Here is a 25,759-nt window from a genome sequence, read left to right on the forward strand (position 1 = left end):
TCAGAGGGTGGCGCGCATCGCGGCGAGGACCGCGTCCTCGTCCGGCAGCGGCGTGACAGGGTCGCCGTGCAGGAAGATCCGGATCTGCCGGACCGCCTGATGCAGCAGCATCCCGAGCCCGGAGACCACCGGTGCTGCACCCCACGCCGTCGCCAGCGCGGACGGCCAGGGGGCGTAGGCGGCGTCGAACAGCGTACCGCCGGTCTCGGTCAGGCGGGCGGCGGTCTCCGGCGGCAGCGTGGTGCCGGAGGGCAGGGTCGCCACCGTGAGGTCCACGGCGCCGTCCGCCTCGTCGAGCGAGCGCGGGGTGACTACGACGCCGCGTCGCTCCCCGATCCGGACGAGCCCCGCAGCGCGCTCCGGCCGACGGGCGGCGACCTCGACGCGTGTCGCCCCCAGGTCGGCGACAGCGACGAGGGCCGAGGCCGCCGTGGCTCCGGCGCCCAGGATCCGCGCCGTCCCGACCTCGCGGATGCCGGCGTCTCCGAGCGCATCGACGATCCCGCCGACGTCGGTGTTGAATCCCGCCGGGGTCTCGGAGAGCAGGAGCGTGTTGACCGCGCCGGTCAGCTCCGCGTGGGTGTCTCGGGTGGCGGCGTATCGGTACGCCTCCTCTTTGAGTGGCATCGTCAGCGACAGGCCGCGCCAGGTGTCGTCGAGCGCCTCGACCGCGTCAGCAAAGCCTTCCGCCCCGACCTGACGGCGCCCGTACTCCCAGTCCAGCCCGAGCACGCCGTACGCCGCGGCGTGCAGCTCCGGCGAACGGGAGTGCCCGATCGGGTCGCCCCAGACCGCCAGCCGTATCCGGCTCACCGCGTCAGCAACCGGCGTCGGGGTTCGCGCGGCACCAGTCCCGCCATTTCTCCACGCCCTGCTCGTGCTCCGCGAGGGTCTCCGAGAACTGCGTCTCGCCGGTCTCGAGGTTGACGGTGACGAAATAGATCCACGGCCCGTCCGCGGGGTGCATCGCGGCATCGATCGCGGCATCGTTCGGACTCGCGATCGGCGTGGCCGGAAGCCCCTTGTTCACGTAAGTGTTCCACTCGTTGGGGTCTTCCAGAGCCTCGGCCGAGCTCGAGACCACGCCCTCGTGCAGGGAGCCGTATCCGTACTGCGCCGTCGAGTCCATCTGGAGCAGCATGTCGTCGGCGAGACGGTTCTGGATCACGCGGGACACCTTGGCGAAGTCGTCCGTGCGGCCTTCACGCTGGATGATCGAGGCGATCGTGAGGATCCGCTGCGCGTCCTCGTCCGGGACGCCGGCGGCGGCGAGCGATTCGCGCGTCCGGTCGACCATGCGCTGGATGACCTGCGTCGCGGTGACCTCGGGGTCGAACGTGTACACCGCGGGGAACAGCCAGCCCTCCAGGCTCTGCGCCTCCACCCCGTACGCGGACGGATCGGCGACGGCTGCCTCGAGGTCGGCCAGCGGCATCCCGAGAGTCTCCGCCATGGATGGCAGGGCCGATTCGATCGTCCCGCCCTCCGGCATGGAGACGGTGTTCTCGAGCTTGTTCTCCTCGTTGCGGAGGGCGGCCAGAGCGTCCTCCGCCGTCATCTTCTCCTGCAGGCGGTAGACGCCGGGATAGAAGGTCACCGCGATGTTCTCGTCGATGAGGTAGTCGTAGAAGACGTCCTCGGTCTTCGTGACGCCGGCTTCGTAGAGGGCCGTCGACACGGGGCCACCCGTGTCGCCCTCCTTGATCGTGACGAACACCTCACCAGTCGCCTGGCCGGGCTCCCAATCCTTCGGCTCCCCCCACCCCATGGCGTCCGCGATGCGGTCGCCGAAGGTGTTCGCGACCCAGACTCCGCCGGCGGCGATGCCGCCGAGGATGACGAGGACGATGATCAGCGCGATGAGACAGCCCTTGCGGCGCTTCTTCTTGGTCGGCGCACCGTGATCGCGGCCGTCGTCCTGAGCCGCGAAGATCTCGTCGAGTCCTCCGCCCAGCGCCGGTGCGGGGTCTTCGGCGCCGGTCGACCGGCGCGGGCCCGGAGCGCGGGTCTCATCCGCGCTCGTCGCGGCGACGGGCATCGCGCGTGTCACGACCGGTTCGGCATCCGCGTGGGGCACCGCCGGCCGGTGGTCGTCCGCCGGTGTCTCCGCGGTGGTGGCCGCCGACGCCGAGACCGGACGGGCGGGCACATCGGCACCGGGTGCGTCGGGAGCCGGCGGCGCCTGCTGCTCGCGCGCGGCGGCCTCCCTGGCCGCACGGCGGGATCCGGGTGCCGGCGTGTCATCCCCGGCCGTCGGGACCTGGGGGGACGGAGCGGGGAGGTTCTCGAACAGATCCCCCAACCGGGTGCTCTGCTCGTGCTCGGGCGCACGGCTCTCGCGTTCGGACATGTTCAGGCGGGCTCCTCGTCAACGGGGACCGGGGCACCGGCCGGGTTTCCGGTGCTCTTCTCCGTGTCGATCGCCTGCTGCAGCAGCACCACGGCGGCGACCTGATCCACAATGCTACGAGAGTTCTTCTGTGATCGCCCAGAACTCCGCAACGCCGCATGCGCGGAGACGGTGCTCAGACGCTCGTCCACGAGGCGTACCGGCACGCCGCTGCGCCCCTGGAGCGCGGCCGCGAACTCCCGCGCATCGACCGTCGACGGCGTATCCGCGCCCTGCATGTTCACCGGCAGACCGACGACGATCTCCAGCGGCTCGTACTCGGCAGCCAGCTCCGCGATGCGCGTGAGCGAGCGCTCGTCGCGCGGCACGGTCTCAACGGGGACGGCCAACATCCCGTCCGGGTCGGACCGGGCCACGCCCACGCGGGCCCGGCCGACGTCGATGCCGAGCCGGACCCCGCGGCGATAACCGCTCACGCGCCGAGCAGCTCCTGGGAGACGGCCTCGAGCGCGGCGGGCAGTGCCGCTGCGTCGGTACCGCCGCCCTGGGCCACGTCGTCCCGACCGCCGCCGCCTCCGCCGAGCACCCCGGCGGCGCGCTTCGCGAGCGCACCCGCCTTCGCACCGGCACCGCGCGCGGCCTCGTTCGTGGCGACGACGACGACGGGGCGTCCGTTGACGACCGCACCGAGCGCGACGACCGCGGGGTCGGAGCCGAGCCGGTCGCGCACGCCGTTGACGAGCTCGCGGACATCGTCCGCCGATGCCACATCACCCAGCGTCTGCGCCGCCACGCGGAAGTCTCCGACGCGCGTCGCGGCTTCGGCAATGGCGGGAATGCGCCCCGCCCGCTCCTTCGCCTCGAACTGGGCGATGCGCTTCTCCGCGGCCTTGAGGCTCGCGGCGAGATCGGCGATCCGCTCGGGGAGCTGCTCGCGCGGGGTCTTCAGGGAAGCGGTGAGCTGCGAGACGAGCGCCCGCTCCGCCGCCAGCTCACGGAACGCGTCCGCGCCGACGAGAGCCTCGATTCGGCGGTTGGAGGCGCCGACCGACGACTCCCCCACCACGCTGACCAGGCCGATCTCCGCGCTGGTCGACACGTGCGTGCCGGCGCAGAGCTCGCGCGACCACGGGCCGCCGATGTCGACCATCCGCACGACGTCGCCGTACTTCTCGCCGAAGAGCGCCATGGCGCCCGCTTCCTTGGCCTCGTCGAGCGTCACGATGCGGGTGGTGACCTCGAGGGCGTCCTGCACGGCACGGTTCGTGATCTCCTCGATCTCCGTGCGGGTGTCCATCGACAGCGCCTGCGACCAGGCGAAGTCGAATCGCATGTACCCGGCGCGGTTCAGCGACCCGGACTGCGTGGCCGTCGGGCCGAGCGTGTCGCGGAGGGCGGCGTGCACCAGGTGGGTGGCGGAATGCGCCTGACGCGCGGCGCGGCGGTTGGCGGCGTCGACGATCGTCGTCGCGATGTCGTCGACCGCGACCGTGCCGCGGGAGACCTCGACCGTGTGGCTGATCAGCCCGGGGACCGGACGCTGCACGTCGAGCACCTCGAGCTCGTAGCCCGGGCCCACGATGGTGCCCTTGTCGGCGACCTGACCACCGGACTCGGCGTACAGCGTCGTCTCGGCGAGCACGACCTCGGCGATCTGGCCCTCGGCGGCGCTGCGCACCGGCGCGCCGTCGACGAGCAGGCCGAGCACACGGGACTCCACCTCGAGGGCAGTGTAGCCGTCGAAGCCCGTCTCGCCCAGCGCGCGCAGGTCGCGGTACACCGAGACATCCGCGAGCTGGCGCTTGCGGTTGCGGGCGTCGTCCTTCGCGCGCTGACGCTGCTCCTGCATCAGCGAGTCGAACGCCGCGCGGTCGACGTCCAGCCCGGCCTCTTCGGCGACCTCCAGGGTGAGGTCGATCGGGAAGCCGTAGGTGTCGTGCAGCAGGAACGCCTCCGAACCGCTGAGAGTTTTTCCGCCGCCCTTCTTCGTCTCGTCCAGGGCGAGGTCGAGGATGGTCGACCCCTGCGCCAGCGTGCGCCGGAAGGTCTCTTCTTCGGCGAACGCCGCCGAGGAGAGCACCGACCAGTCGCGCTCCAGCTCCGGGTACGCCGACTTCATCGCGTCGCGGGAGGCGGCGAACAGCTCGGGGAACGCGGGCTCGTCGACCCCAAGCAGACGCATGGCGCGGACGGTCCGGCGCATCAGGCGCCGCAGGATGTAGCCGCGGCCCTCGTTCGACGGACGGACGCCGTCGGAGAGGAGCATGAGCGAGGAGCGCACGTGATCCGCGATCACGCGGAAGCGGACGTCGTCCTCGTGCACGGCGCCGTAGCGGCGGCCGGAGAGCTCGACGGCGCGGTCGAGGACCGGACGCACCTGGTCGGTCTCGTACATGTTCTCGACGCCCTGCTTGAGGAAGGCGACGCGCTCGAGACCCATGCCGGTGTCGATGTTCTTCATCGGCAGTTCGCCGACGATGTCGAACTCGGTCTTGCCGCGGATGTTCTCGATGAAGTCCTGCATGAACACGAGGTTCCAGATCTCCAGGAACCGCGAATCGTCGACAGCGGGGCCGCCGTCCCTGCCGTAGGCCGGGCCGCGGTCGAAGAAGATCTCGGAGTCAGGGCCACCGGGACCGGGCTGCCCGGTGTTCCAGTAGTTGTCCGCACGCCCAAGTCGCTGGATGCGCTCCGGCTTGAGCCCGATGATGTCGCGCCAGATCGCCTCGGCCTCGTCGTCGGTCTCGTAGACGGTGACCCAGAGGTCCTTCTCGTCGAAGCCGAGGCCGCCATCGGCCTCCGAGCTCGTGAGCAGCTCCCAGGCGTAGCGGATCGCGCCTTCCTTGAAGTAGTCGCCGAACGACCAGTTGCCGAGCATCTGGAAGAACGTGCCGTGACGCGCCGTGCGACCGACCTCTTCGATGTCGTTCGTCCGGATGCACTTCTGGAGATCGGCGATGCGCGGGTGCGGCGCCGGGACCACGCCCGTGAGGTACGGGATCATCGGGACCATGCCGGCGACCGTGAACAGCAGCGACGGGTCGTCGCTGACCAGCGATGCCGAGGGCACGATGAGGTGGTCGTTCTTCTCGAAGTAGGAGAGATAGCGCTGCGCGATTTCCGCAGTTTTCATAGGAGTGCCGGATGTCCTTGCGTGAGGGGGCGCGCCGAGGCGCAGATGCTGGTGGTCAGTTCTCGCCGGGCTCGGTCAGCCGAGCCTCCTGCTCGCGGTACGCGTCGCTGAGGATCGCGGCGAGGCCGTTGATGCGGGCGTCGACGTCGGCCAGGATGTCGTGGCCACGCGGGTCCTTGTTCATGAAGTGAGCTGCGACGAAGCCGCCGATCACGCCGATCAGGAACCACAGCACGTTCTTCATGTCGTCATCCTTGCCCTAGAGCCGCGAAGGCGCGGTCTCTCCATCGTAGGCGGAAACGACAGGAGGCGTCGGGAATCCCGACGCCTCCTGCCTGATGCTCTTCCGCTGGATCAGCGAGCCGCGTAGTACTCGACGACGAGCTGCACTTCACAGGTCACGGGGACCTCGGCGCGCTTCGGACGACGGACCAGGCGAGCCTGGAGCTTGTCGAGCTCGACCTCGAGGTAACCCGGAACGGCGGGCAGGACCTCGGCGTGACCGCCGGCGGCCGCCACCTGGAAGGGCTCGAGGCCCTCGCTCTTGGGCTTGACGTGGATGAGCTGACCCGGCTTCACGCGGAACGACGGGCGGTCGACGAGCTGGCCGTCGACGAGGATGTGACGGTGCACGACGAGCTGGCGCGCCTGTGCCGTGGTGCGGGCGAAGCCCGAACGCAGGACGAGGGCGTCGAGACGCATCTCGAGGAGCTCGACGAGGTTCTCACCGGTCAGGCCGTCCTGACGACGGGCCTCGTTGAACGCGATGCGCAGCTGCTTCTCGCGGATGCCGTACTGCTCGCGCAGACGCTGCTTCTCACGCAGACGGACGGCGTAGTCGCTGTCGGCCTTGCGCTTGGTGCGGCCGTGCTCGCCCGGAGCGTAGGGACGCTTCTCGAGGTAGCGGGCGGCCTTGGGGGTGAGGGCCACGCCGAGGGCGCGGCTGAGACGCACCTTGCGGCGGTCCTGGGACTTCGTGACCACGAAGTTATCCTTCCGATGACGTGGACGTGGATTTCACGTCCGACGGACGTATCACCGCGTTCTGCCTCGGGGCGCACGCCGGGGTGCCGTCGAGGTGGGGTGTGAACGAGGAGATGCCCGAAAACTCGGTTTCGAGCCGCTCAAGTCTAACAGACGGCGACGGACGCCCGAGGTCGTCGGCTCACCGGTCGCCGAGGATGCGCCGGATGCGCTCCAGCCGCGCGCTGATGTCACGCTCCGCGCCGAGGTTCTTCGGCTCGTAGTAGTGCCGCCCGTCGAGCTCGTCCGGCAGGTACTGCTGCGGCACGATGCCGTACTCGCTGTCGTGCGCGTAGCGATAGCCGCGGCCGTGCCCGAGGCGCTTCGCCCCGGGGTAGTGCGCGTCGCGGAGGTGAAGGGGCACGCGCCCGAATCCCCCCGCGCGGATGTCGGCGATGGCGGCGTCGATGCCGACGTAGGCCGCGTTCGACTTCGCGGTGGTGGCCAGATACACGGTGGCCTCCGCGAGCGGGATGCGCCCCTCCGGCATTCCGATGAAGGCCACGGCGTCGGCGGCGGCCACGGCGATGCCGAGCGCCTGAGGGTCGGCGAGACCGACATCTTCAGACGCCGAGATGACGAGCCGTCGGGCGATGAAGCGCGGATCCTCCCCCGCCTCGATCATGCGGGCCAGGTAGTGCAGCGCGGCATCCGGGTCGGAACCGCGGATCGACTTGATGAAGGCGCTGATGACGTCGTAGTGCTCGTCGCCCTGGCGGTCGTAGCGGAGCAGAGCCTTGTCGACGGCCTGCGCCACGTCGTCGGCGGTGACCTCGGGGACGACCGTCTCCCGGTCTTCGCCGTCGCCGTCGGCCTCGGCGGCCGCGACGTGCGAGAGCGCCACCGCAGCGGCGGCCTCCAACCCGGTGAGCGCGCGCCGGGCGTCCCCCGACGCGAGGCGGATGAGCGCCGACCGCGCCTCATCGCTGAGCGCGACCGCGCCGGCGAGTCCGCGCGCATCCGACACCGCCCGGTCCACCAGCACCCCGATGTCGTCATCGGTGAGCGGCTGCAGGGTGAGGAGCAGCGACCGGGACAGCAGCGGTGAGATCACCGAGAACGAGGGGTTCTCCGTCGTGGCGGCGATGAGGATGACCCACCCGTTCTCCACGCCGGGCAGCAGCGCGTCCTGCTGGGCTTTGGTGAAGCGGTGGATCTCGTCGAGGAAGAGGATCGTCGTCTGACCGTACAGGTCGCGTTGCGTGATGGCCTCCTGCATCACCTCTCGGACGTCTTTCACGCCGGCGGTGATGGCGGAGAGCTCGACGAACCGCCGACCCGAAGAGCGCGCGATGGCCTGAGCCAGTGTCGTCTTGCCGGTGCCGGGCGGGCCCCACAGGATGATCGACACCGCGCCGGGAGAGGTGGCTTCGGGGTCGGCGAGGGCCACGATGGGCGACCCCGCCCGCAGCAGGTGACGCTGTCCCGCGACCTCGTCCAGCGACACCGGACGCATGCGCACGGCGAGCGGTGTCTGCCCGGAGAGCAGGGCGGAGGGAGAGGACATTCCTCCAGGCTAACGGCGGCCGGGGACACCGGGCGAGGCCGGCGCCCGGGTAGGCTCTCAGGCGACGTCGCGGACCGGCGTCGGACGGGAGAAGCAGGGCATGGCCGCACGCGGTTCCAAGAAGACGCAGGCGCGTACCGAGGCCGAGCGCGCTCGGCTCCACGCCGCTCGCACGCGCTGGCACCAGGATCAGATCCGCCGGCGCACTCGGGACAACGTCATCGCCGTCACCGTGGGAAGCCTGATCGTGGTGGGAGCCATCGTCAGTCAAGCCGTTCACGCCCAGGTGACCGCCCCGGAGCCGACTCCCTCCCCTCCTCGACGATCGATCCCGCCCCGGTGCCGACAGAGACACCGGGCGACGCCCCCAGCACGGTCCCGACCGCGCCCGAGACGCCGTCGGAGTGATCCGGCTCAGCCCGCTCGTTCGTCGGTGACGGCGAGCCGGTAGCCCCTCTTGACCACGGTCTGCACCAGGTCGAGGTCGCCGAGGGACTCCCGGAGTCGCGCGACGGCGACCTCGACGGCCCGCGGGCTCCGGCGTCCGCCGGGCAGCACGTGGCCGATCTCCGCCCGGCTGAGCACCCGCCCGTCCGCGACGAACAGCGCCTCCACAAGACTCACCGCCCCGCGGGACAAGGGGAGGAACGCGCCGTCGATCAGCACGCCGCCGCTGCGCACCGCGACCCGGCCGACGTCCGTCCGCCGCTCCGGAGCCGTGTGGATGAAGTGGGCCGCGACCGTTTCGGCGAGACCGCCCGCGGTCGGACCGCACGCCGTCGAGGCGGGCAGCCCGCTCTCCGCCAGTCGTGCCGTCGCGGTGGCATCGGCCGTGGCCAACAGGAGGCGCGAGGCGAGAGCCCGGTCGCGCACGGCGTCGAGCATCTCCAGCCGCTCCACCGTCGACAGCCACCCGGGCACGCCCTCGGCGGCCGGGAACAGGACCGCGTCCACCTGACCGGACGCGATACGGTACGCCGTCCGCTTGGTTCCGGCCGGGATCGGGTGATCCTCGCGCAGCGGCGTCAACCGCACGACCTCCGACCCGATGGCGGCGAGAGCCCGCAGCAGCGTCTCGGCGTCGACGGACTCCGGGCGCACGGGCCGAGGAACCTCGGCGACGACGATCCGGCAGCCGACGAGCGCCGGCGCGGGGCGGGTCAGCGCGCTCACGCCGACCCCTCGACTGACCGCGCCCCGGCGGCCGACCGCACGACCCTGCCTCTCGTTTCCCGGGGGTGTCGCGCCGCGGCCGTCGGTCGTCCCGCCATCGCGGTCACCGGCTGCCCCGCCTCGTCGTCAACAAGCGGAGCGGCGGCGGCTCGGAGGTCGGCCAGGGCGCGCGACAGATCGTCGTCTCCGATGCCCTCCACGTCGATCGTTCCGGCGCCGATCCTCACCGCCGCGTCGTGGCGCGCGGCCAGACGAGCGATCACCAGGAGCAGTGACGCATCGACGACCGCGCCGACCCGCACCTCCACGACCGGTGCGGACGCCGTGCCTCGGAGGCGGACGTCAGCGGGATGACGACGGCTTCGTGGCGGAGCGGGTTCCGCCGCCGCCTCCGCGGTGTCGAGCAAAGCCACGGCGAGATGCCGGAGGCAGGGCCCGCAATCGCGGCTCTCGGGGGCCGCGGCCACTGCCTCGGGGAAGGTCCGGACACCGTGTCGACCCATGTGCACCCTCAGCCCGTCCGCGTCGAGGTGGCGGATCGCATGGCCGCACTGCTCCTCGTGATCCTCGGCCTCCTCCTCCGCCAGGAGCGCGCGGACCACCGCGTGGCTGCCGACGTCATCGTGCGAGAGACGCGTCAGCCAGGTGGGCGTTCGCTCACCGATCACCGTCGCCCCATGCACCCGGCTGGCGTCGGCGGAGATCACCACTTCGCCGAACGCGCGGCGATCGTGGGTCCGCAGAGGAATCGCGATGGCGCCGTCCTCCTCTCCCCCGACCCGCACGGTCGCGATGTCGACACCACCGGGAGCCCCGCGCCAGCCCCTCGGACCGGGATGCTGCCTCGCGCCGCAGAGGGCGTCCGCGGCACGGACAGCCGACAGCTCCGCCGCTTCGACACCCCGGCCGCGGTCGTCCGCCGCCACCGCGGCGTCGCCGATCGCAAGGATCTGCGGATCGTCGGTCACTCCGGCGGCATCGACGACGATGCCGCCGTCCGGGTGTACCGGCAACCCGGCGTTCCGCGCCAGCTCGTCCCGTGCCCGGGCGCGCACCGTCACGACGAGGTCCGCACGGGCGAACGACCCGTCCTGGAACTCGACCGCGGTCACGGCGCCCGTCTCGTCAGGATCGACGCGCGTCAGTCGCGTCCGTGTGCGCACGGTGATGCCCCGGCTTTCCACGATCCGACGGAGCGACGCCGCTGCGTGCCAGGAAAGCTGCGCGGCGAACAGCCTGTCCGCGCTGTCGACGAGCGTCGTACGCACGCCGGCGTCCTGCAGCGTGAACGCGACGTCCACACCATCCGCGCCGCCGCCGACGACGACCGCGCGGAGTGGACGCGGCAGCTCCGCCGACCGCACGGCGAGGAACGCTCGCAGCGTCTGGGCGTCCTCCAGCGTGCGGACGACGAAGGCCCCGCGGGCGTGGATGCCGGGGACGTCCAGCGGCCTGGCATGGGTGCCCGTCGCGAGGACGAGCGTGTCGTAGTCGTACCAGCGCTGTGAGCGGGTGCGCACACGGCACCTCGCCCTGTCGATGCGCAGCACTCGGTCGTCGTCGATCAATCGCACCCGGTCGTCCCGGAAGGGGCCGCGGTCGAGTTCGATCGCCGACGCCGGAGCACCGGAGACGACGCGTGCCAGGCCAGAGCGATCGTACGGCAGGCGGGCCTCGTCCCCGAACACCGTGATCCGCACCGCCCTGTCGGGATCCTCCAGCATGCGTGCGACGAATCGTCGAGCGGCGATCCCCGCTCCGACGACGAGGATCTCGGCCGCCTGCGGTGCGCTGTCGTCCATGGAGCTCCTGTCGACCTGGGGACTGTCGTGATCGCGACGATAGGAGCGCTGTGTTACCCGGAGATGACGCGCAGTGTTTCCTCCATCGAACGTTCTGCTCACGAAACGGTAACGACGCACGTCCGTCATCGCCCCAGCCGCCGTTCGTCCGGCCGGACCCGCGCGGGAGCGCCGTGGCGTACTAGGCTGAGCCTCGTCCTTTCCGCCTCCCGCGGCGTGACCGCGCAAGGAGAATCACCGTGTCTGCCAACGAGCCCGCGAAGCCGACCCCGCCCGTTCCCACCCCGCCCGCCGTGCCGATGCCGCGCAAGGCACCGACGCCGGCCGCCGTCGCCCCGGCCGTCGCGAAGCCGACTCCGGTCTCCTCCGCCGGCGAATGGGGCCGGGTCTCCGAAGACGGCACCGTCGAGGTGCGCGAGGGCGAGTCCTGGCGCGTCGTCGGTCAGTACCCCGACGGCACCCCCGACGAGGCCCTGGCCTATTTCGTCCGCAAGTACGACGACATCGCTTTCAAGGTCGTCGCCCTCGAGCAGCGCCACCAGGCCGGCGGGGCATCGGCGAGCGACCTCTCCAAGCAGGCCGCTCACCTCATCGAGGAGGCCACGGACGCCGCGGCCGTCGGCGACCTCGCCGGCCTGCGCGAGCGCCTCACCGCCCTGACTGCTTCGCTCTCCGAAGCCACGGCGCAGGAGGCACAGCAGGCGAAGGAACTGGTCGACCGGGCGATCGCGGAGCGTACTGCCCTCGTCGAGCGCGCCGAGGAGATCGCGGCCCGCGACCTCAGCAAGGTGCAGTGGAAGCAGGTGACAGCCGAGCTCAACGAGCTGTTCGAGGCGTGGCAGTCCCAGCAGCAGAACGGCCCGCGCCTGTCCAAGGGCATCTCCCAGCAGCTCTGGAAGCGGTTCCGCGACGCCCGAGCGGTCGTCGACAAGCACCGGCGCGCGTTCTACGCCGAGCTGGACGACGCCCACAAGGCCGCGCGTGACGCTAAGTCCCGTCTGGTCGAGCGGGCCGAGGCACTGGCACCGCGCGGAGTCGACGGCATCCCCGCCTACCGCGCACTCCTCGACGAGTGGAAGACGGCGGGCCGCGCGGGACGCAAGGCCGATGACGCCCTCTGGGCGCGGTTCAAGGCCGCCGGCGACGCCCTCTATGCCGCCCGCGCCGAGCAGACGGCGGCCGAGGAGGCCGACTCCGCTCCGAAGATCGAGGCGCGGCAGGCTCTTCTCGAGCAGGCCAAGGCGGTCGCCGACGAACCGAACATCAAGCGTGCGCGCGCCCTTCTGACGCGTATCCAGCGCGAGTGGGATGAGGTCGGCCGCATCTTCCCCCGGGACAAGGAGCGCGCCCTCGACGACAAGCTCCGCGTCATCGAGCAAGCGCTCAAGGCGCGCGAGGACGTCGACTGGAAGAAGAACAACCCGGAGACCAAGGCGCGGGCGAACGACATGAGCTCGCAGCTGCACGAGGCCATCGAGAAGCTCGAGGCCGAACTGGCCGCCGCCGAGAAGGCAGGCGACAGCAAGGCCGCCAAGGAGGCTGCCGACGCTCTCGAGGCGCGTCGAGCCTGGCTCACCGCCCTGGGCGGCTGATTCTCCACAGCCCGACCGATCTCCTCACCGGAGCGGGGTGCGTCACGCCACACTGGCGTCATGCACCCCGCTCTGCTGTTCCTCCCCGGCGCGCGGCTGAGCCAGCCCGAGTTGAGCGCCGCCCGCCTCGATGGTCATGTCGTCGAGATCGGCGACGCCTACATCCCCGCCGATCTGCCGGAGTCGGCGGACGTCCGCGCGAGCAGCATCGCCGGTCTCGTGCAGGACGGAGCGGCGGCCTGCGGCCCCTCGGCTGCGTGGATCCACGGGGCGCGCGATGCGCCACCCGGGGTGCACCACGTGCGACGATGCGTCGAGCGGCGCGTGCGACCTCGCCTCAGCGCCAGGGTGATCTTCCACGACACGGTGATTCCCGAGGTGGACGTGGAGCTTCTCGGGGGCATCGCGGTGACGACTCCGGTCCGCACGATGATCGACCTGGCGACGGCTCTGCACCGCGATCCGCGCGTCCTGCCGTGGATGAAGGCGCTCGCGCGCGTGCGTCCCGACACGGTGACCTTCGCGATCCGCGCTCTGCGCGAGCGGCACCGGGTCCCGGGCAGCGTGAGCGGAATCGCAGCCCTGGAGCGGCTCGTCAGGAAGAAGTGACGCGGTACACGTCGTAGACCGCGTCGATCCTTCGCACGGCGTTCAGGACACGGTCCAGATGCACCGCGTCGCCCATCTCGAACACGAACCGGCTCAACGCCAGCCGCTCGTCCGTCGTCGAGACGGTCGCCGACAGGATGTTGACGTGGTGCTCGCTGAGCACCCGCGTGACGTCGGAGAGGAGTCCGGAGCGGTCGAGGGCCTCCACCTGGATCTGCACGCGGAAGACGCTCTTCGTCGTGGGCGCCCAGGAGACCTCCACGAAACGATCCTGCTCGCCGCTGAGCGCCTTCACGTTCACGCAGTCGGCGCGGTGCACGGAGACGCCGCTCCCCCGCGTCACGAAACCGACGATGGGGTCGCCGGGGACCGGGGTACAGCACTTCGCCAGCTTCACGAGGATGTCGTTCGCACCACGGACGAGCACGCCGGAATCGCCCCCGCGCGGTTCACGCGTCTGGACGGCCCCCGGAAGATCGATCGCCCCGGTCGTCGGCTCGTCGGCGGAGACGAGCGCGGTGACCTTCTCCAGCACCGACTGCGTCGAGACGTGTCCCTCGCCGACGGCGGCGTACAGCCCGGAGACGTCTTCGTAGTGCATCTGATGCGCGACCTCGGTGAACGAGTCCTGGCTCATCAGGCGCTGCAGCGGAAGGTTCTGCCGGCGCATCGCGCGGGCGATGGCCTCCTTGCCCTGCTCGATCGCTTCCTCGCGACGCTCCTTCGTGAACCAGCCGCGGATCTTGTTCCTGGCGCGCGTGCTCTTGACGAATCCGAGCCAGTCCTGGCTCGGGCCCGCATCCGGGTTCTTGGAAGTGAAAACCTCGACGACGTCGCCGCTCTTCAGCTCGGACTCCAGCGGCACCAGGCGACCGTTGACCTTGGCCCCCATGGTCCGGTGACCGATCTCGGTGTGCACGGCATAGGCGAAGTCGACCGGGGTGGCGCCGGACGGAAGCCCGATCACGCGCCCCTTCGGCGTGAAGACGTAGACCTCCTTGGCGCCGATCTCGAACCTCAGGGAGTCGAGGAACTCACCGGGGTCGGCGGTCTCGGCCTGCCAGTCGGAGATGTGCGCGAGCCACGCCATGTCGGTGTCGGAAGCGCGGACCTCGGCCTTGCCGCCGCCGTTCATCCGCTCCTTGTACATCCAGTGCGCGGCCACGCCGTACTCGGCCTGATGGTGCATCTCGTGCGTGCGGATCTGGATCTCGACCGTGCGACCGGCCGGCCCGATGACGGTGGTGTGCAGCGACTGATAGAGATTGAACTTCGGGGTGGCGATGTAGTCCTTGAACCGCCCCGGCAGCGGCGTCCAGCGCGCGTGGATCGCGCCGAGCACGGCGTAGCAGTCTCGCACCGAGGAGACGAGGACGCGGATACCGATGAGATCGTAGATGTCGTCGAACTCGCGACCCCGGATCACCATCTTCTGGTACACCGAGTACAGCTGCTTGGGCCGTCCGACGACCTTGCCGCGGATACGCAGGTCACGGAGGTCCTCGTCGATCTCCTCGATGACCTGGCCCAGGTACTTCTCGCGCTGCGGCGTACGCTGGGCGATGAGGCTGTGGATCTCGTTGTAGATCTTCGGGTGGAGGACCGCGAACGACAGGTCCTCGAGTTCGGACTTGATCGCCTGGATGCCGAGGCGGTTGGCCAGCGGCGCGTAGATCTCCAGCGTCTCCTTGGCCTTCTTCGCCGCCTTCTCCGGCGGGACGAACCCCCAGGTGCGGGCATTGTGCAGCCGGTCGGCGAGCTTGATGAGCAGGACGCGAATGTCCTTCGACATCGCGACGATCATCTTGCGGACCGTCTCGGCCTGTGCGCTCTCGCCGTACTTGACCTTGTCGAGCTTCGTGACGCCGTCGACGAGCATCGCGACCTCGTCGCCGAACTCCGCGGTCAGATCGGTGAGCGCGTAGCCCGTGTCCTCGACGGTGTCGTGCAGCAGGGCGGCGGCGATCGCACGCGGTCCGAGCCCCAGTTCCGCGAGGATCTGCGCCACCGCGAGCGGGTGGGTGATGTACGGCTCACCGCTCTGCCGTTTCTGTCCCTCGTGCTTCTCCTTCGCCACGGCATAGGCGCGGGAGATGACGGCGAAATCGCCCTTGGGGTGGTTGGCCCTGACGGTGCGGATCAGATTGTCGAGATCGTTGATCCGGGACGCACGCGAGAAGATGCGGGGCACCAGCCGTCGCAGACTCGAACCCTGCGATGCCGTCTGCGGCTCCGCCATCCACTCACCTCCGAATCAGTCAATACTACGCGCGCTGAGCGGGGGTCGGCCCCACGGCGGAGGCCTCAGGCGTCGACAGCCGCTTTGCTCCGAGCGGCGCGGATACGGGCGTCGCGCTCCTTGATCTGCGGCTCGTTCTCGCGGAAGAGCGAGTACAGCGGCGCGGCCACGAAGAGCGTCGAATACGTCGCCACGAGGATGCCCACGAAGATCGACAGCGAGATGTCGGTGAGCGTCTCCGCACCGAGCCAGAAGGCGCCGATGAAGAGGATCGCCCCGACGGGCAGCGCCGCCACGACCGAGGTGTTGATCGAGCGGATGAGGGTCTGGTTCACCGCGAGGTTGACCGACTCCCCGAACAGCCGCGACGTCTTCTCCCCGTCCTCCGTCGTGTTCTCCCTGATCTTGTCGAACACGACGGTGGTGTCATACAGGGAGTACGCGAGGATCGTGAGGAAGCCGATGACGGCCGCGGGCGAGATCTCGAATCCGGCGAGGGCGTACACGCCGACCGTGATCACGAGCACGTCGAGCAGGCCGATGATCGCCGCCGCCGACATCTTCCACGTCCGGAAGTAGATGGCCAGGATCAGGAAGGTCAGCGCGAGGAAGATCGCCAGGCCCCACAGTGACTGCCGGGTGACACTCTCACCCCAGGCCGGACCGATGAACGACGAGGCGACCGCGTCGGGCTCGACGTCGTACGCGTCCGCGAGGGCTCGCGCGACCTGCTGCGTCTCCGCCTCGGTCATCTGGTCCGTCTGCACGCGGACATCCTGGTCGTTGACGATCACGACCTTGGTCGCGGCACCGGGGACGACGGACTGCACCGCTTCGGTCGCGGTGTCCTGGTCCGTGGTGTCCGGCGCGGTGACCGTGAACTGCGAGCCGCCCGTGAACTCGATGGAGAACTGGATCGGACGGAACAGCGGCACGAGGGCCGAGCCGACCACCAGCGCGATCGCGATGATGAACCAGAGGCGGCGGCGACCGACGAACGGGAAGGAGGTCTTGCCCGTGTAGAGGTTGTTGCCGAACTCATTCATGGAAGGCATCAGTTGTCTCCCTCACTTCCGGCCGTGGTCTGTCTCTCGGCGGCGAGGGCCTCCGCCCGCTTACGCTCGGCGATGGTCTGCCGGCGATCCGCCTCTCCGCGCGAGCGTGCGTTCTTCGCGCCGCGCCCCGCCGAGGCCGTGGCGACCTCGCGGTACTGCGATCGGCTGCGGTACACCGCGCCCAGCGCTTCCGGGTCGAGACCCGAGAGCTTGTGGCCGCCGCCGAAGAACTTCGTGCGGGCCAGAAGCTGCATGACGGGGTGGGTGAAGATCACGAAGATCAGCACGTCGATCACCGTCGTGAGGCCGAGCGTGAACGCGAAGCCCTTCACGGTCGAGTCGGCGAGGATGTACAGCACCACGGCCGCGAGGACGTTGATGGACTTGGAGATGTAGATCGTCCGCTTCGCTCTGCCCCAGCCGTCCTCGACGGCCCCGGTGATCGACTTGCCGTCGCGCAGCTCGTCGCGGATGCGCTCGAAGTAGACGATGAAGGAGTCTGCCGTGAAGCCGATCGACACGATCAGACCGGCGACGCCGGCGAGCGAGAGGCGGAATCCGATCCGCCACGCGAGGATGCAGATGACGATGTACGTCAGCACCGCCATCACCGCGATGGACGCGATGATCACCGTGCCGAGCGCTCGATAGGACAGCAGGGAGTAGACCGCCACCAGCGCGAGGCCGATGAGGCCGGCGATGAGACCGATCTGGAGCTGCTGGGTGCCGAGGGTCGCGGAGATCGTGTCCGAGCTCTGCACCTCGAAGCTGAGCGGAAGCGCGCCGAACTTGAGCTGATCGGCGAGCGTCGTGGCGCTCTCCTGCGTGAAGCTGCCGGAGATGCTGGGGCGACCGTCGAGGATCACGCCGTTCATACGCGGCGCGCTGATCACCTCGCCGTCGAGCACGAAGGCGAACTGGTCGCGCGGCGACAGGCCGTCGATGCGGTTCTGGTTGAGGCGCGTGCTGACCTGCCCGAAAGCGTCAGCGCCCTCGCCGTTCATGGTGAGCTGGACGATCCAGGCGCCGGAGCGCGGGTCGCGTCCCGCGGTCGCATCCGTGATCGCGCGGCCGTCCAGCTCGGCCGGTCCGAGGATGAACTTCGCCGTGTCGTCGGGAGAGCACGCGATCACCGGCTCGTCCTTCGGCGCCTTGGACGGGTCGTTGGCCGGATTGGCGCAGTCGTACGCCTGGAACTCGGCCGCGAGCTTGTCGGTCACCCACGAGAGGTCGCTGGCGTCGGTGGGCTCCGCGGTGGGCTCGGCGTTCAGCGAGGGTCGGGGCTCGGGTACGGGGTGGAGTTGCCGTCCTCTCCGACGAACTCCGTGCTCGCCGCCGTGGTGTACAGCACAGGGCGGAACTCGAGCTGAGCACTGGACTGGATGCGCTGGCGCGTCTGCTCGTCGGCCTCGCCCGGGATCTGGACGACGATGTTGCGCCCGCCCTCGGTCGTGATGTCGGCCTCGGCCACTCCGGAGGCGTCGACACGCTGACGGATGATCGCCGCAGCCTGGTCGAGCTGCTCCTGCGTCGGCGCGGCTCCGTCCTCGGTCTCCGCGCTCAGGATGATCTGGGTGCCGCCCTGCAGGTCGAGCGCGAGCTCAGGCGTCCACGAACTCTGCTTGAAGACGTACACACCCAGCGCGTTGATGCCGAAGAGCACGCCCGTCACGAGGAGCAGGCCGAGGAGGACCCGCCAGGCGTGGCGGACGGGAGAGGATGAAGCCACGTGTGTTCAGCTTTCTGGAAGGACGGTGATCCGACAGGCCGCGACGGCCCTCGTCTTACTTGTCGTCGGCATCCCGCTCGAGGCGGGCGCGGGTCTCCTCCGGCGTCTCCACCGTGGGGGCGGCGGTCTCGTCAACGACGCGGTCATCCACTCCGTCGACGGGCACCTCGACAATAGCGTCCTTGGGCTCCACGATGCGGAGGATGGCCTGGCTGTGCACCTCGATGACGGTGCCGGGGGCGATCTCCACCAGCGCGGGCGAATCGAGGTCTTCCGCGTCGTACGCGACGATCGTGCCGTAGATGCCGCCCTGGAGCAGGACCTTGGCGCCGGGCACCGTCTTGGTCGCCTTCTCCTCCTGCTCGGCCTTCATCTGCCGAGTGCGCTTGCGCGTGTTGAAGATCATGAAGACCAGGAGGACGGCGAGGAGTCCGAAGAGGACGAATTCCATGGGCATGGGGATGGCGCCTTTCTCAGGTGCACGCACCAGCCTTTGGGCGCACAGCGGTAACCGGGAAGTCTTCAGCGATTATAGGTCATCCAACGTCAGCATCCCGTCCGGATGAGCCACCCCGAGGTGCGCGTACGCCTCCGGGGTCGCGACTCGCCCGCGGGGGGTACGCCCCAGGAACCCGATCCGAACGAGGTACGGCTCGACGACGCTCTCGACGGTCTCCGGCTCCTCGCCCACAGCGACCGCGAGAGTGCTCAGGCCGACCGGCCCGCCGCGGAAGCGACGGACCAGAGCCTCCAGCACCGCCCGGTCGAGGCGGTCCAGTCCGATGGCATCGACGTCGTACAGGTCGAGCGCCGCCTGCACGCCCCGGAGGGTGGCCTCGCCCCCGCCGTGCACGAGTGCGTAATCGCGGACGCGGCGAAGCAACCGGTTCGCGATGCGCGGCGTGCCGCGGGACCGCCGGGCGATCTCGGACAGCGAGTCCGTCGGGAGATCGACGCCGAGCACGCTGGCGGAGCGCCCGATGACCTGTTCCAGCTCGCCCTCGTCGTAGAACTCGAGATGTCCCGTGAAGCCGAACCGGTCTCGGAGCGGGTTCGGGAGGAGACCGGAGCGCGTGGTCGCTCCGACCAGCGTGAACGGGGACAGCTCGAGCGGGATGCTCGTGGCTCCCGCGCCCTTCCCCACCATGATGTCGATCCGGTAGTCCTCCATGGCGAGATAGAGCATCTCCTCCGCCGACCGGGCCATGCGGTGGATCTCGTCGATGAAGAGGACCTCGCCGGGCACGAGGCTCGACAGCAGCGCCGCGAGGTCTCCGGCGTGCTGGATCGCGGGACCGCTGGACATCCGAAGCGGCCGTTCGCTCTCGTGCGCGACGATCATCGCGAGAGTGGTCTTGCCGAGTCCCGGCGGACCGGCGAGAAGGATGTGGTCGGCGGGTCGCGACTGGATGCGCGCAGCGTCCAGGAGGAGCTGGAGTTGCCCCCGCACCTTCTGCTGACCGACGAACTCGCCCAGACTCGACGGCCGCAGGGCGCCTTCGATCGCGAGTTCGGACTCGTCGGTCGGCTCGGTCGGGTCGAGGGCGTCAGCCACGCGCCTGGCCTCCCTGCGCGGGACCCAGCATCGCGAGTGTGCGACGCAGGAGCAAGGCCACGGAGTCACGCTCGGCCTCCGTCGCGTCCGCGGCCGTCTGCGTCGCCGCCTCGGCCGCGACCTTCTCGGACCAGCCGAGGCCGACGAGCGCGGCCGTCACCTGGGCGATGACGTCGTCGCCGCCCGACACGGCGGGAGCCGACGGGGCCGCGACGGGCTGCACCTTTCCGGCGAGCTGCACGACGATGAGTTTCGCCGTCTTCGGACCAATGCCGGAGACTCGGCGGAACGGCGCGTCGTCCTCGGAGGTGACCGCCTCCGCGATCTGGTCGACCGTGAGTCGGGAGAGCACTCCGAGAGCGGACTTCGGCCCGACGCCGGTGACACTGAGCAGCAGGGTGAAGATCTCCAGCTCGCCGCGGTCCGCGAAGCCGAACAGCGACAGCGCGTCCTCCCGCACGATGAGGCTCGTGTGCAGCAGCAGCTTCTCCCCCACGGTCGCCGTGTGCGCGACATCCGCGGGGACGGCGACGGCGAAGCCCACGCCGCCGACGTCGAGGATGACCTGATCCGGCGTCGTGTGCAGCACGGTGCCGTGCAGAGAGGAGATCATCCCCTCAGTCTAGGAGCCGGCTCGTAGATATGTTCGAGCGACACGCTCCGCGTCGGCCCATGCCCGCTGCGCGGGGGTGAGGCCGGTGGCGCCGGAGCCGCGCGATACCGGAGCCCCGCGACGCCAGGCATGACACAGGGCGATCGCCAACGCATCGGCCGCGTCGGCCGGCTGGGGAGGGGCGTCGAGCCGCAGGATACGGGCGATCATCGCCTGGACCTGGCGCTTGTCGGCGGAGCCGTATCCCGTCACGGCGGCCTTGACCTCGCTCGGGGTGTGGGTCGCAGCCGGGAGCCCGGCCTCCGCGGCGATGAGCAGCGCCACGCCACTCGCCTGAGCGGTGCCCATCACCGTGTGTGTGTTCTGCTGGGCGAAGACCCGCTCGACCGCGACCGCATCGGGACGGTGCTCGGCGATGGCGGCACGGATCCCCGCGGCGACGACCGCAAGACGGTCGCCGATCTCCGCATCCGGAGCGGACCGGATCACGCCGACGTGGACTAGCGTGCCGCGGCGGGCACGGTCGACGTCGACGATCCCGACGCCGCACCGTGTGAGTCCGGGGTCGATGCCGAGAACGCGCAGCGAAGTGGTCACCCGTTCAGGCTAGGCCGACAGCCACGGCGGGACTCGGCGCCGCGCCTACGCGTCGTCGTTCTCGAGCTCGGCCTGGACCTCGGCCGACAGATCGAAGTTGCTGAAGACGTTCTGGACGTCCTCGCTGTCCTCGAGCGCGTCGATGAGACGGAACACCTTGCGGGCGGTCTCGGCGTCGATCTCGACCTTGAGGTTCGGCACGAACTCGACGTCCGCCGACTCGTACTCGATGCCCGCATCCTGCAGTGCGGTGCGGACGGCCACCAGGTCGCTCGCCTCGGTGATGACCTCGAAGCCCTCGGCGTGCGGCTCGATCTCCTCCGCGCCGGCCTCCAGCGCCGCCATCATGACGTCATCCTCCGTGGTGCCCTCCGAGCCCACGACGATGACGCCCTTGCGGCTGAAGTTGTACGCCACGCTGCCGGGGTCGGCGAGGGTGCCACCATTCCGACTCAGTGCCGTACGCACCTCGGCCGCGGCGCGGTTCTTGTTGTCCGTCAGACACTCGATCATGAGGGCGACGCCGTTGGGACCATAGCCCTCGTACATGATCGAGGTGTACTCGACGGCCTCGCCGCCGATACCGGCGCCACGCTTGATCGCGCGGTCGATGTTGTCCTTCGGGACCGAGGTCTTCTTCGCCTTGAGCACCGCGTCGAAGAGCGTCGGGTTGCCCTGCAGATCGGCGCCGCCCAGCTTGGCCGCGACCTCGATGTTCTTGATGAGCTTGGCCCAGGACTTCGCACGGCGCGCGTCGATGACGGCCTTCTTGTGCTTGGTCGTGGCCCACTTGGAATGCCCGGACATAAGTCTCCGCTCGTCGTCTGCGCCCCGGAACGCGGCCCAGGGCGTCGTCCAGTGTATCGAAAGCCGCCGCGAGGCCGCTCTGGGCCCCATCCGGGGCTCAGGCGATCACGCGAGAACAGGCCTCCCCGCCCCGGGGCGCCTGTTCTCACGCGAATGCCTGAATGCGCGATGGGGCGGTCAGCCGCGGGCACTCACGTGGTCGAGGAAGCGTCGGTGGAAGCGCGTCTCGTGGGAGATCTCCGGGTGGAAGCTCAGTCCGAGCAGCCCGTCCTGCTCGACTCCGACGACGCGCCCGTCGGGCAACGTCGCGAGCACGGAGGCCCGTGGTCCCACGGTCTCGACGACCGGACCGCGGATGAAAGCGGCAGTCACGGGTGGTCCGTCGAACGCGGGTATGACGAGTTCGGCTTCGAAGGACTCGACCTGCCGCCCGAAAGCGTTGCGCCGCACGACCGCGTCGAGGCCGCCGAAGCTCTGCTGTCCCGCGATCGCGTCGACGACCTCGTCCGCCAGCAGGATGAGCCCGGCGCAGGTCCCCAGCACCGGCATCCCGTCGGCGATCGCGTCACGGATCGGCTGTTGCAGGCCGAACAGCCGAGCGAGCTTGTCGATCACGGTCGATTCTCCGCCCGGGATGACGAGGCCGTCGACCTGAGCCAGCTCTTCCGGACGACGGACCAGCGTGACATCGGCGCCGAGCGTCTCCAGCAGGGTGGCGTGCTCGCGCACGTCGCCCTGCAGAGCGAGGACGCCGACGCGCGGGTTACCAGCCACGCTCGGCGAGGCGGTGCGGGGCGGGGAGATCGCTGACATTGATGCCGACCATCGCCTCGCCGAGCCCGCGGGACACCTCGGCGATCGCCTTCGGGTCGTCGAAGAACGTCGTCGCCTTGACGATGGCCTTGGCACGTTCGGCGGGGTTGCCCGACTTGAAGATGCCGGAGCCGACGAACACGCCGTCCGCACCGAGCTGCATCATCATGGCCGCGTCGGCCGGTGTCGCGACGCCGCCCGCGACGAAGAGCACCACCGGAAGCTTCCCGGTCTCGGCGATCTCCGCGACGAGCTCGTAGGGCGCCTGCAGCTCCTTCGCCGCGACGAACAGCTCGTCCTTCGGCAGCGCGGTCAGCGCGGCGATCTCCCCCCGGATCCTGCGGATGTGCTTCATGGCCTCGGAGACGTCGCCCGTGCCAGCCTCGCCCTTGGAGCGGATCATCGCGGCGCCCTCGTTGATGCGGCGGAGCGCCTCCCCGAGGTTTGTGGCCCCGCAGACGAACGGCACCGTGAAGCCGAACTTGTCGATGTGGTTGACGTAGTCGGCGGGCGACAGCACCTCGGACTCGTCGATGTAGTCGACGCCGAGCTCCTGCAGCACCTGGGCCTCGACGAAGTGACCGATCCGCGCTTTCGCCATGACGGGGATCGACACCGCGTCGATGATGCTGTCGATCATGTCCGGGTCGCTCATCCGGGAGACCCCGCCCTGCGCCCGGATGTCCGCGGGCACGCGCTCCAGTGCCATCACGGCCACGGCACCGGCGTCCTCGGCGATCTTCGCCTGCTCGGCCGTGACGACGTCCATGATGACGCCACCCTTGAGCATCTCGGCGAGACCGCGCTTCACACGTGCGGATCCGGTGGTGGGCTGCTCGGTCATGGGGGTCTCCTGTCGAATGATCCGAAATCAGTTTTGATCTAGATCAAAGCTAGCACTGTCCGACCCACCTAGAATCTTTGAGGAGGATCATGAACGACGAGATCAGCGGGACGACGGCAGCGGAGATCGCGGACAGCGTGCGCGCACTGCACGACCGCGGGACGCTCCGGCCGGGCGCGGTCCTCCCCCCGGTGCGGGAGCTCGCGGCGGCCTTGGGGGTCAACCGCAACACGGCGGTCGCGGCGTACCGACAGCTCGCGCAGGCGGGCCTGGTGCATTCGCGGGGCCGGGCTGGCACCGTCGTCGCCGGCGCGGACGCCGTTCCGCAGGAGGGGTACGCGGCCGACACCGTCCTCCGGGACATCGGCACGGGCAATCCGGACCCCGCCCGCATCCCCGACCCGTCGCCGGCGCTCGGCACGATCGGACGCCGCCCCGTCCTCTACGGCGAGCCGGTCATCGATCGCGGCCTCGAGGAGTGGGCGCAGGAGTGGATGGGCGCCGACCTCCCCGGGCAGGACTTCCGCGTCACCGTGACCAGCGGAGCCGTGGATGCCGTCGAGCGCCTGCTCGCCCAGGCTCTCATGCGCGACGACGCGGTGGCGCTCGAGGACCCGTGCTTCCTCGCGAGCATCCATACCGTGCGACTCGGCGGCTACCGTGCCGTCACCGTTCCGGTCGACGAGGAGGGCATGACGGTCGACGGCCTACGCGCCGCGTTGGACGCCGGCGTCCGCGCCGTGATCTGTACGCCGCGCGCGCAGAACCCCACCGGCGCGAGCCTCTCCCCCGCTCGGGCGGACGCGTTGCGGGCGGTGCTCGCGGATCATCCCTACGTGCTCGTCATCGAGGACGACCATTTCTCCCTGCTCTCCCAGCGCCCCTACGAATCGCTGATCGGCCCCGAGCATCGGCGTTTCGCCCTGGTGCGCTCGGTGTCGAAGTTCCTTGGTCCGGACATGTGCCTGGCGATCGCGGCCACCGACCCGGAGACGGCGGAGCGACTGGCGATGCGCCTGAGCCCCGGGACCACCTGGGTCAGCCACCTGCTGCAGCGGCTCACCCTCGCCCAGCTCACGGACCCCGCTGTGCGCGAGGAGATCGCCGAGGCGGGCCGCCACTACGCCGCTCGGAACGCCGCGGTCGCGGGGCGCCTGCGCGCCGCCGGCATCGACGCCCCCGACCCGGACGGGCTGAGCCTGTGGGTGGGATTCGCGAAGCCTGCCCGCGCCGTCGCCGACCACCTCATGCGCCGCGGCTGGCTCGCACGCACGGGCGACGACTTCGCCCTCGACGAGCGCGCCGAACCGTCGCACCACCTCCGCCTCACCGTGCATGACCTCTCGGAGGACGACACGGAGACCCTCATCGCCGACCTCGTCGCCGCCGGACGATGACCACCCGACGCGGGCACCGCCCCGCCCAGAATGAAAGGGACCGGGCATGAAGATCCTGTCCATCCAGTCCGCCGTCGCGTACGGCCACGTCGGCAACTCCGCGGCCGTCTTCCCGCTGCAGCGCATCGGCGTGGAGGTCCTGCCCGTCTACACCGTGACCTTCTCGAACCACACCGGATACGGGGCGTGGCGCGGCCCGCTGATCGACCCGGCCGACGTGGGCGAGGTCATCACCGGTATCGAGGAGCGCGGGGCGTTCGGCTCGATCGACGCCGTCCTCAGCGGTTACCAGGGCAGCGAAGGCATCGGCGACGTCATCATCGACGCGGTCGCCAGGGTGAAGGCCGCCAACCCTGACGCGGTGTACGCGTGCGACCCCGTGATGGGCAACGCCAAGTCCGGTTGCTTCGTCGCCCCGGCCATCCCCATCCTGCTTCGCGAGCGCGTGGTGCCGGTCGCGGACATCATCACGCCGAACCAGTTCGAGTTGGGCTTCCTCACCGAGACGGAGCCGGACACGCTCGAGTCGACCCTCGCCTCCGTGGATCTCGCGCGAGCGATGGGTCCGCGCACGGTGCTCGTCACGAGCGTCGAGCGGCCCGACCGCGAAGAGGGCACGATCGAGATGCTGGCCGTGGACGACGCGGGCGCGTGGCTGGTCCAGACGCCGCACCTGCCGATGAAGGCGAACGGCTCCGGCGATGTGACGGCGGCGCTGTTCACCGCGCACTACGTCGCGACCGGCAGCGCGCAGACCGCTCTGGAGCGCACCGCCTCCAGCGTCTACGACCTGCTCCAGGCCACGCTCGACTCCGGAGAGCGTGAACTGCAGCTCATCGAGGCGCAGGAGTTCTACGCGAACCCGCGGATGCAGTTCGCCGCCCGCCAGGTGCGCTGACTCCGCACGGCATCGGCTCAGCG

General features: G+C 70.1%; 22 protein-coding genes and 1 pseudogene. 4 read left to right on the top strand and 19 right to left on the bottom strand.

Translation table 11 applies throughout. From position 1 onward, the window contains the following. The 9 genes from FY549_RS12765 to FY549_RS12810 form a co-directional block, all read right to left on the bottom strand. Window positions 1-813, bottom strand: a complete 813-nt coding sequence (locus FY549_RS12765; RefSeq protein ID WP_149085352.1) for a shikimate dehydrogenase — start codon at window positions 811-813, stop codon at window positions 1-3. Between the two features lie 4 nt (window positions 814-817). Continuing rightward, a complete protein-coding gene (mltG, locus tag FY549_RS12770; RefSeq protein ID WP_149085353.1) occupies window positions 818-2,350 on the bottom strand; it encodes an endolytic transglycosylase MltG in 1,533 nt (510 codons plus the stop codon). A 2-nt stretch (window positions 2,351-2,352) separates the two neighbouring features. Continuing rightward, entirely contained in the window at window positions 2,353-2,826 is a 474-nt protein-coding gene (ruvX, locus tag FY549_RS12775) for a Holliday junction resolvase RuvX (protein ID WP_149085354.1), read from the bottom strand. Then, complete coding sequence (gene alaS, locus FY549_RS12780) at window positions 2,823-5,483, bottom strand: alanine--tRNA ligase (RefSeq protein WP_149085355.1); 2,661 nt, start codon at window positions 5,481-5,483, stop codon at window positions 2,823-2,825. Before alaS ends, ruvX begins: the two co-directional genes overlap by 4 nt. Before the next feature lie 55 nt (window positions 5,484-5,538). Further along, window positions 5,539-5,727, bottom strand: coding sequence for a hypothetical protein (locus FY549_RS12785; protein WP_149085356.1), 189 nt, complete (start codon window positions 5,725-5,727; stop codon window positions 5,539-5,541). A gap of 110 nt (window positions 5,728-5,837) precedes the next feature. Next, the gene (gene rpsD, locus FY549_RS12790; RefSeq protein WP_025103514.1) at window positions 5,838-6,467 is read right to left on the bottom strand and encodes a 30S ribosomal protein S4; all 630 of its coding nucleotides are present in this window, start codon (window positions 6,465-6,467) and stop codon (window positions 5,838-5,840) included. 181 nt (window positions 6,468-6,648) lie between these two features. Continuing rightward, the gene (locus FY549_RS12795; RefSeq protein ID WP_149085357.1) at window positions 6,649-8,013 is read right to left on the bottom strand and encodes a replication-associated recombination protein A; all 1,365 of its coding nucleotides are present in this window, start codon (window positions 8,011-8,013) and stop codon (window positions 6,649-6,651) included. 414 nt (window positions 8,014-8,427) lie between these two features. Continuing rightward, complete coding sequence (locus tag FY549_RS12805) at window positions 8,428-9,186, bottom strand: winged helix-turn-helix domain-containing protein (protein WP_149085358.1); 759 nt, start codon at window positions 9,184-9,186, stop codon at window positions 8,428-8,430. Next, window positions 9,183-10,988, bottom strand: coding sequence for an FAD-dependent oxidoreductase (locus FY549_RS12810; RefSeq protein ID WP_159463128.1), 1,806 nt, complete (start codon window positions 10,986-10,988; stop codon window positions 9,183-9,185). The genes FY549_RS12805 and FY549_RS12810 overlap by 4 nt, the downstream gene beginning before the upstream one ends. Before the next feature lie 239 nt (window positions 10,989-11,227). On the opposite strand from FY549_RS12810, the gene FY549_RS12815 reads away from it, so the two are divergent. Both FY549_RS12815 and FY549_RS12820 read left to right on the top strand, forming a co-directional pair. Continuing rightward, window positions 11,228-12,580: a DUF349 domain-containing protein gene (locus FY549_RS12815; protein WP_200838590.1), complete on the top strand. Its 1,353-nt coding sequence runs from the start codon at window positions 11,228-11,230 to the stop codon at window positions 12,578-12,580. Window positions 12,581-12,640: 60 nt separating this feature from the next. Further along, complete coding sequence (locus tag FY549_RS12820) at window positions 12,641-13,189, top strand: type IV toxin-antitoxin system AbiEi family antitoxin (RefSeq protein WP_149085360.1); 549 nt, start codon at window positions 12,641-12,643, stop codon at window positions 13,187-13,189. On the opposite strand, the gene FY549_RS12825 is transcribed toward FY549_RS12820, so the two are convergent. The 10 genes and pseudogenes from FY549_RS12825 to pdxS form a co-directional block, all read right to left on the bottom strand. Next, complete coding sequence (locus FY549_RS12825) at window positions 13,176-15,428, bottom strand: RelA/SpoT family protein (RefSeq protein ID WP_149085361.1); 2,253 nt, start codon at window positions 15,426-15,428, stop codon at window positions 13,176-13,178. The genes FY549_RS12820 and FY549_RS12825 overlap by 14 nt on opposite strands. A gap of 65 nt (window positions 15,429-15,493) precedes the next feature. Continuing rightward, on the bottom strand, window positions 15,494-16,483 hold the full coding sequence (gene secF / locus FY549_RS12830; protein ID WP_149085362.1) for a protein translocase subunit SecF: 990 nt from the start codon (window positions 16,481-16,483) through the stop codon (window positions 15,494-15,496). Next, window positions 16,483-18,212 (bottom strand): annotated as a pseudogene (gene secD, locus FY549_RS12835) (protein translocase subunit SecD). The gene secF and the pseudogene secD overlap by 1 nt, the downstream one beginning before the upstream one ends. Before the next feature lie 55 nt (window positions 18,213-18,267). Further along, on the bottom strand, window positions 18,268-18,663 hold the full coding sequence (gene yajC, locus FY549_RS12840; protein ID WP_149086110.1) for a preprotein translocase subunit YajC: 396 nt from the start codon (window positions 18,661-18,663) through the stop codon (window positions 18,268-18,270). Between the two features lie 78 nt (window positions 18,664-18,741). Further along, on the bottom strand, window positions 18,742-19,767 hold the full coding sequence (gene ruvB, locus FY549_RS12845; protein ID WP_149085363.1) for a Holliday junction branch migration DNA helicase RuvB: 1,026 nt from the start codon (window positions 19,765-19,767) through the stop codon (window positions 18,742-18,744). After that, window positions 19,760-20,380, bottom strand: a complete 621-nt coding sequence (gene ruvA / locus FY549_RS12850) for a Holliday junction branch migration protein RuvA (protein WP_149085364.1) — start codon at window positions 20,378-20,380, stop codon at window positions 19,760-19,762. Before ruvA ends, ruvB begins: the two co-directional genes overlap by 8 nt. A gap of 9 nt (window positions 20,381-20,389) precedes the next feature. Further along, the gene (gene ruvC / locus FY549_RS12855; protein ID WP_149085365.1) at window positions 20,390-20,977 is read right to left on the bottom strand and encodes a crossover junction endodeoxyribonuclease RuvC; all 588 of its coding nucleotides are present in this window, start codon (window positions 20,975-20,977) and stop codon (window positions 20,390-20,392) included. Between the two features lie 45 nt (window positions 20,978-21,022). Further along, window positions 21,023-21,784: a YebC/PmpR family DNA-binding transcriptional regulator gene (locus FY549_RS12860; RefSeq protein ID WP_149085366.1), complete on the bottom strand. Its 762-nt coding sequence runs from the start codon at window positions 21,782-21,784 to the stop codon at window positions 21,023-21,025. 177 nt (window positions 21,785-21,961) lie between these two features. Then, window positions 21,962-22,597, bottom strand: coding sequence for a pyridoxal 5'-phosphate synthase glutaminase subunit PdxT (gene pdxT, locus FY549_RS12865; protein ID WP_149085367.1), 636 nt, complete (start codon window positions 22,595-22,597; stop codon window positions 21,962-21,964). Beyond that, complete coding sequence (gene pdxS / locus FY549_RS12870; protein ID WP_149085368.1) at window positions 22,548-23,441, bottom strand: pyridoxal 5'-phosphate synthase lyase subunit PdxS; 894 nt, start codon at window positions 23,439-23,441, stop codon at window positions 22,548-22,550. The genes pdxT and pdxS overlap by 50 nt, the downstream gene beginning before the upstream one ends. 89 nt (window positions 23,442-23,530) lie before the next feature. On the opposite strand from pdxS, the gene FY549_RS12875 reads away from it, so the two are divergent. Beyond that, on the top strand, window positions 23,531-24,838 hold the full coding sequence (locus tag FY549_RS12875; RefSeq protein WP_187614867.1) for an aminotransferase class I/II-fold pyridoxal phosphate-dependent enzyme: 1,308 nt from the start codon (window positions 23,531-23,533) through the stop codon (window positions 24,836-24,838). A gap of 46 nt (window positions 24,839-24,884) precedes the next feature. After that, window positions 24,885-25,736, top strand: coding sequence for a pyridoxal kinase PdxY (gene pdxY / locus FY549_RS12880; RefSeq protein ID WP_149085369.1), 852 nt, complete (start codon window positions 24,885-24,887; stop codon window positions 25,734-25,736). The last annotated feature ends 23 nt before the right edge of the window (window positions 25,737-25,759 follow it).

This window comes from Microbacterium sp. 1S1 (genome assembly GCF_008271365.1).
In the GTDB taxonomy this organism is placed as follows: Bacteria; Actinomycetota; Actinomycetes; order Actinomycetales; family Microbacteriaceae; genus Microbacterium.

Excerpts from the sequence above, each read along its gene's own strand:
- alaS (WP_149085355.1), bottom strand. The coding sequence starts at position 5,483 with ATGAAAACTGCGGAAATCGCGCAGCGCTATCTCTCCTACTTCGAGAAG.
- FY549_RS12820 (WP_149085360.1), top strand. The coding sequence starts at position 12,641 with ATGCACCCCGCTCTGCTGTTCCTCCCCGGCGCGCGGCTGAGCCAGCCC.
- FY549_RS12810 (WP_159463128.1), bottom strand. The coding sequence starts at position 10,988 with ATGGACGACAGCGCACCGCAGGCGGCCGAGATCCTCGTCGTCGGAGCG.
- ruvA (WP_149085364.1), bottom strand. The coding sequence starts at position 20,380 with ATGATCTCCTCTCTGCACGGCACCGTGCTGCACACGACGCCGGATCAG.
- FY549_RS12785 (WP_149085356.1), bottom strand. The coding sequence starts at position 5,727 with ATGAAGAACGTGCTGTGGTTCCTGATCGGCGTGATCGGCGGCTTCGTC.
- secF (WP_149085362.1), bottom strand. The coding sequence starts at position 16,483 with ATGCCTTCCATGAATGAGTTCGGCAACAACCTCTACACGGGCAAGACC.
- FY549_RS12860 (WP_149085366.1), bottom strand. The coding sequence starts at position 21,784 with ATGTCCGGGCATTCCAAGTGGGCCACGACCAAGCACAAGAAGGCCGTC.
- pdxS (WP_149085368.1), bottom strand. The coding sequence starts at position 23,441 with ATGACCGAGCAGCCCACCACCGGATCCGCACGTGTGAAGCGCGGTCTC.
- FY549_RS12875 (WP_187614867.1), top strand. The coding sequence starts at position 23,531 with ATGAACGACGAGATCAGCGGGACGACGGCAGCGGAGATCGCGGACAGC.
- pdxY (WP_149085369.1), top strand. The coding sequence starts at position 24,885 with ATGAAGATCCTGTCCATCCAGTCCGCCGTCGCGTACGGCCACGTCGGC.
- pdxT (WP_149085367.1), bottom strand. The coding sequence starts at position 22,597 with ATGTCAGCGATCTCCCCGCCCCGCACCGCCTCGCCGAGCGTGGCTGGT.
- FY549_RS12795 (WP_149085357.1), bottom strand. The coding sequence starts at position 8,013 with ATGTCCTCTCCCTCCGCCCTGCTCTCCGGGCAGACACCGCTCGCCGTG.
- FY549_RS12825 (WP_149085361.1), bottom strand. The coding sequence starts at position 15,428 with ATGGCGGAGCCGCAGACGGCATCGCAGGGTTCGAGTCTGCGACGGCTG.
- mltG (WP_149085353.1), bottom strand. The coding sequence starts at position 2,350 with ATGTCCGAACGCGAGAGCCGTGCGCCCGAGCACGAGCAGAGCACCCGG.
- yajC (WP_149086110.1), bottom strand. The coding sequence starts at position 18,663 with ATGGAATTCGTCCTCTTCGGACTCCTCGCCGTCCTCCTGGTCTTCATG.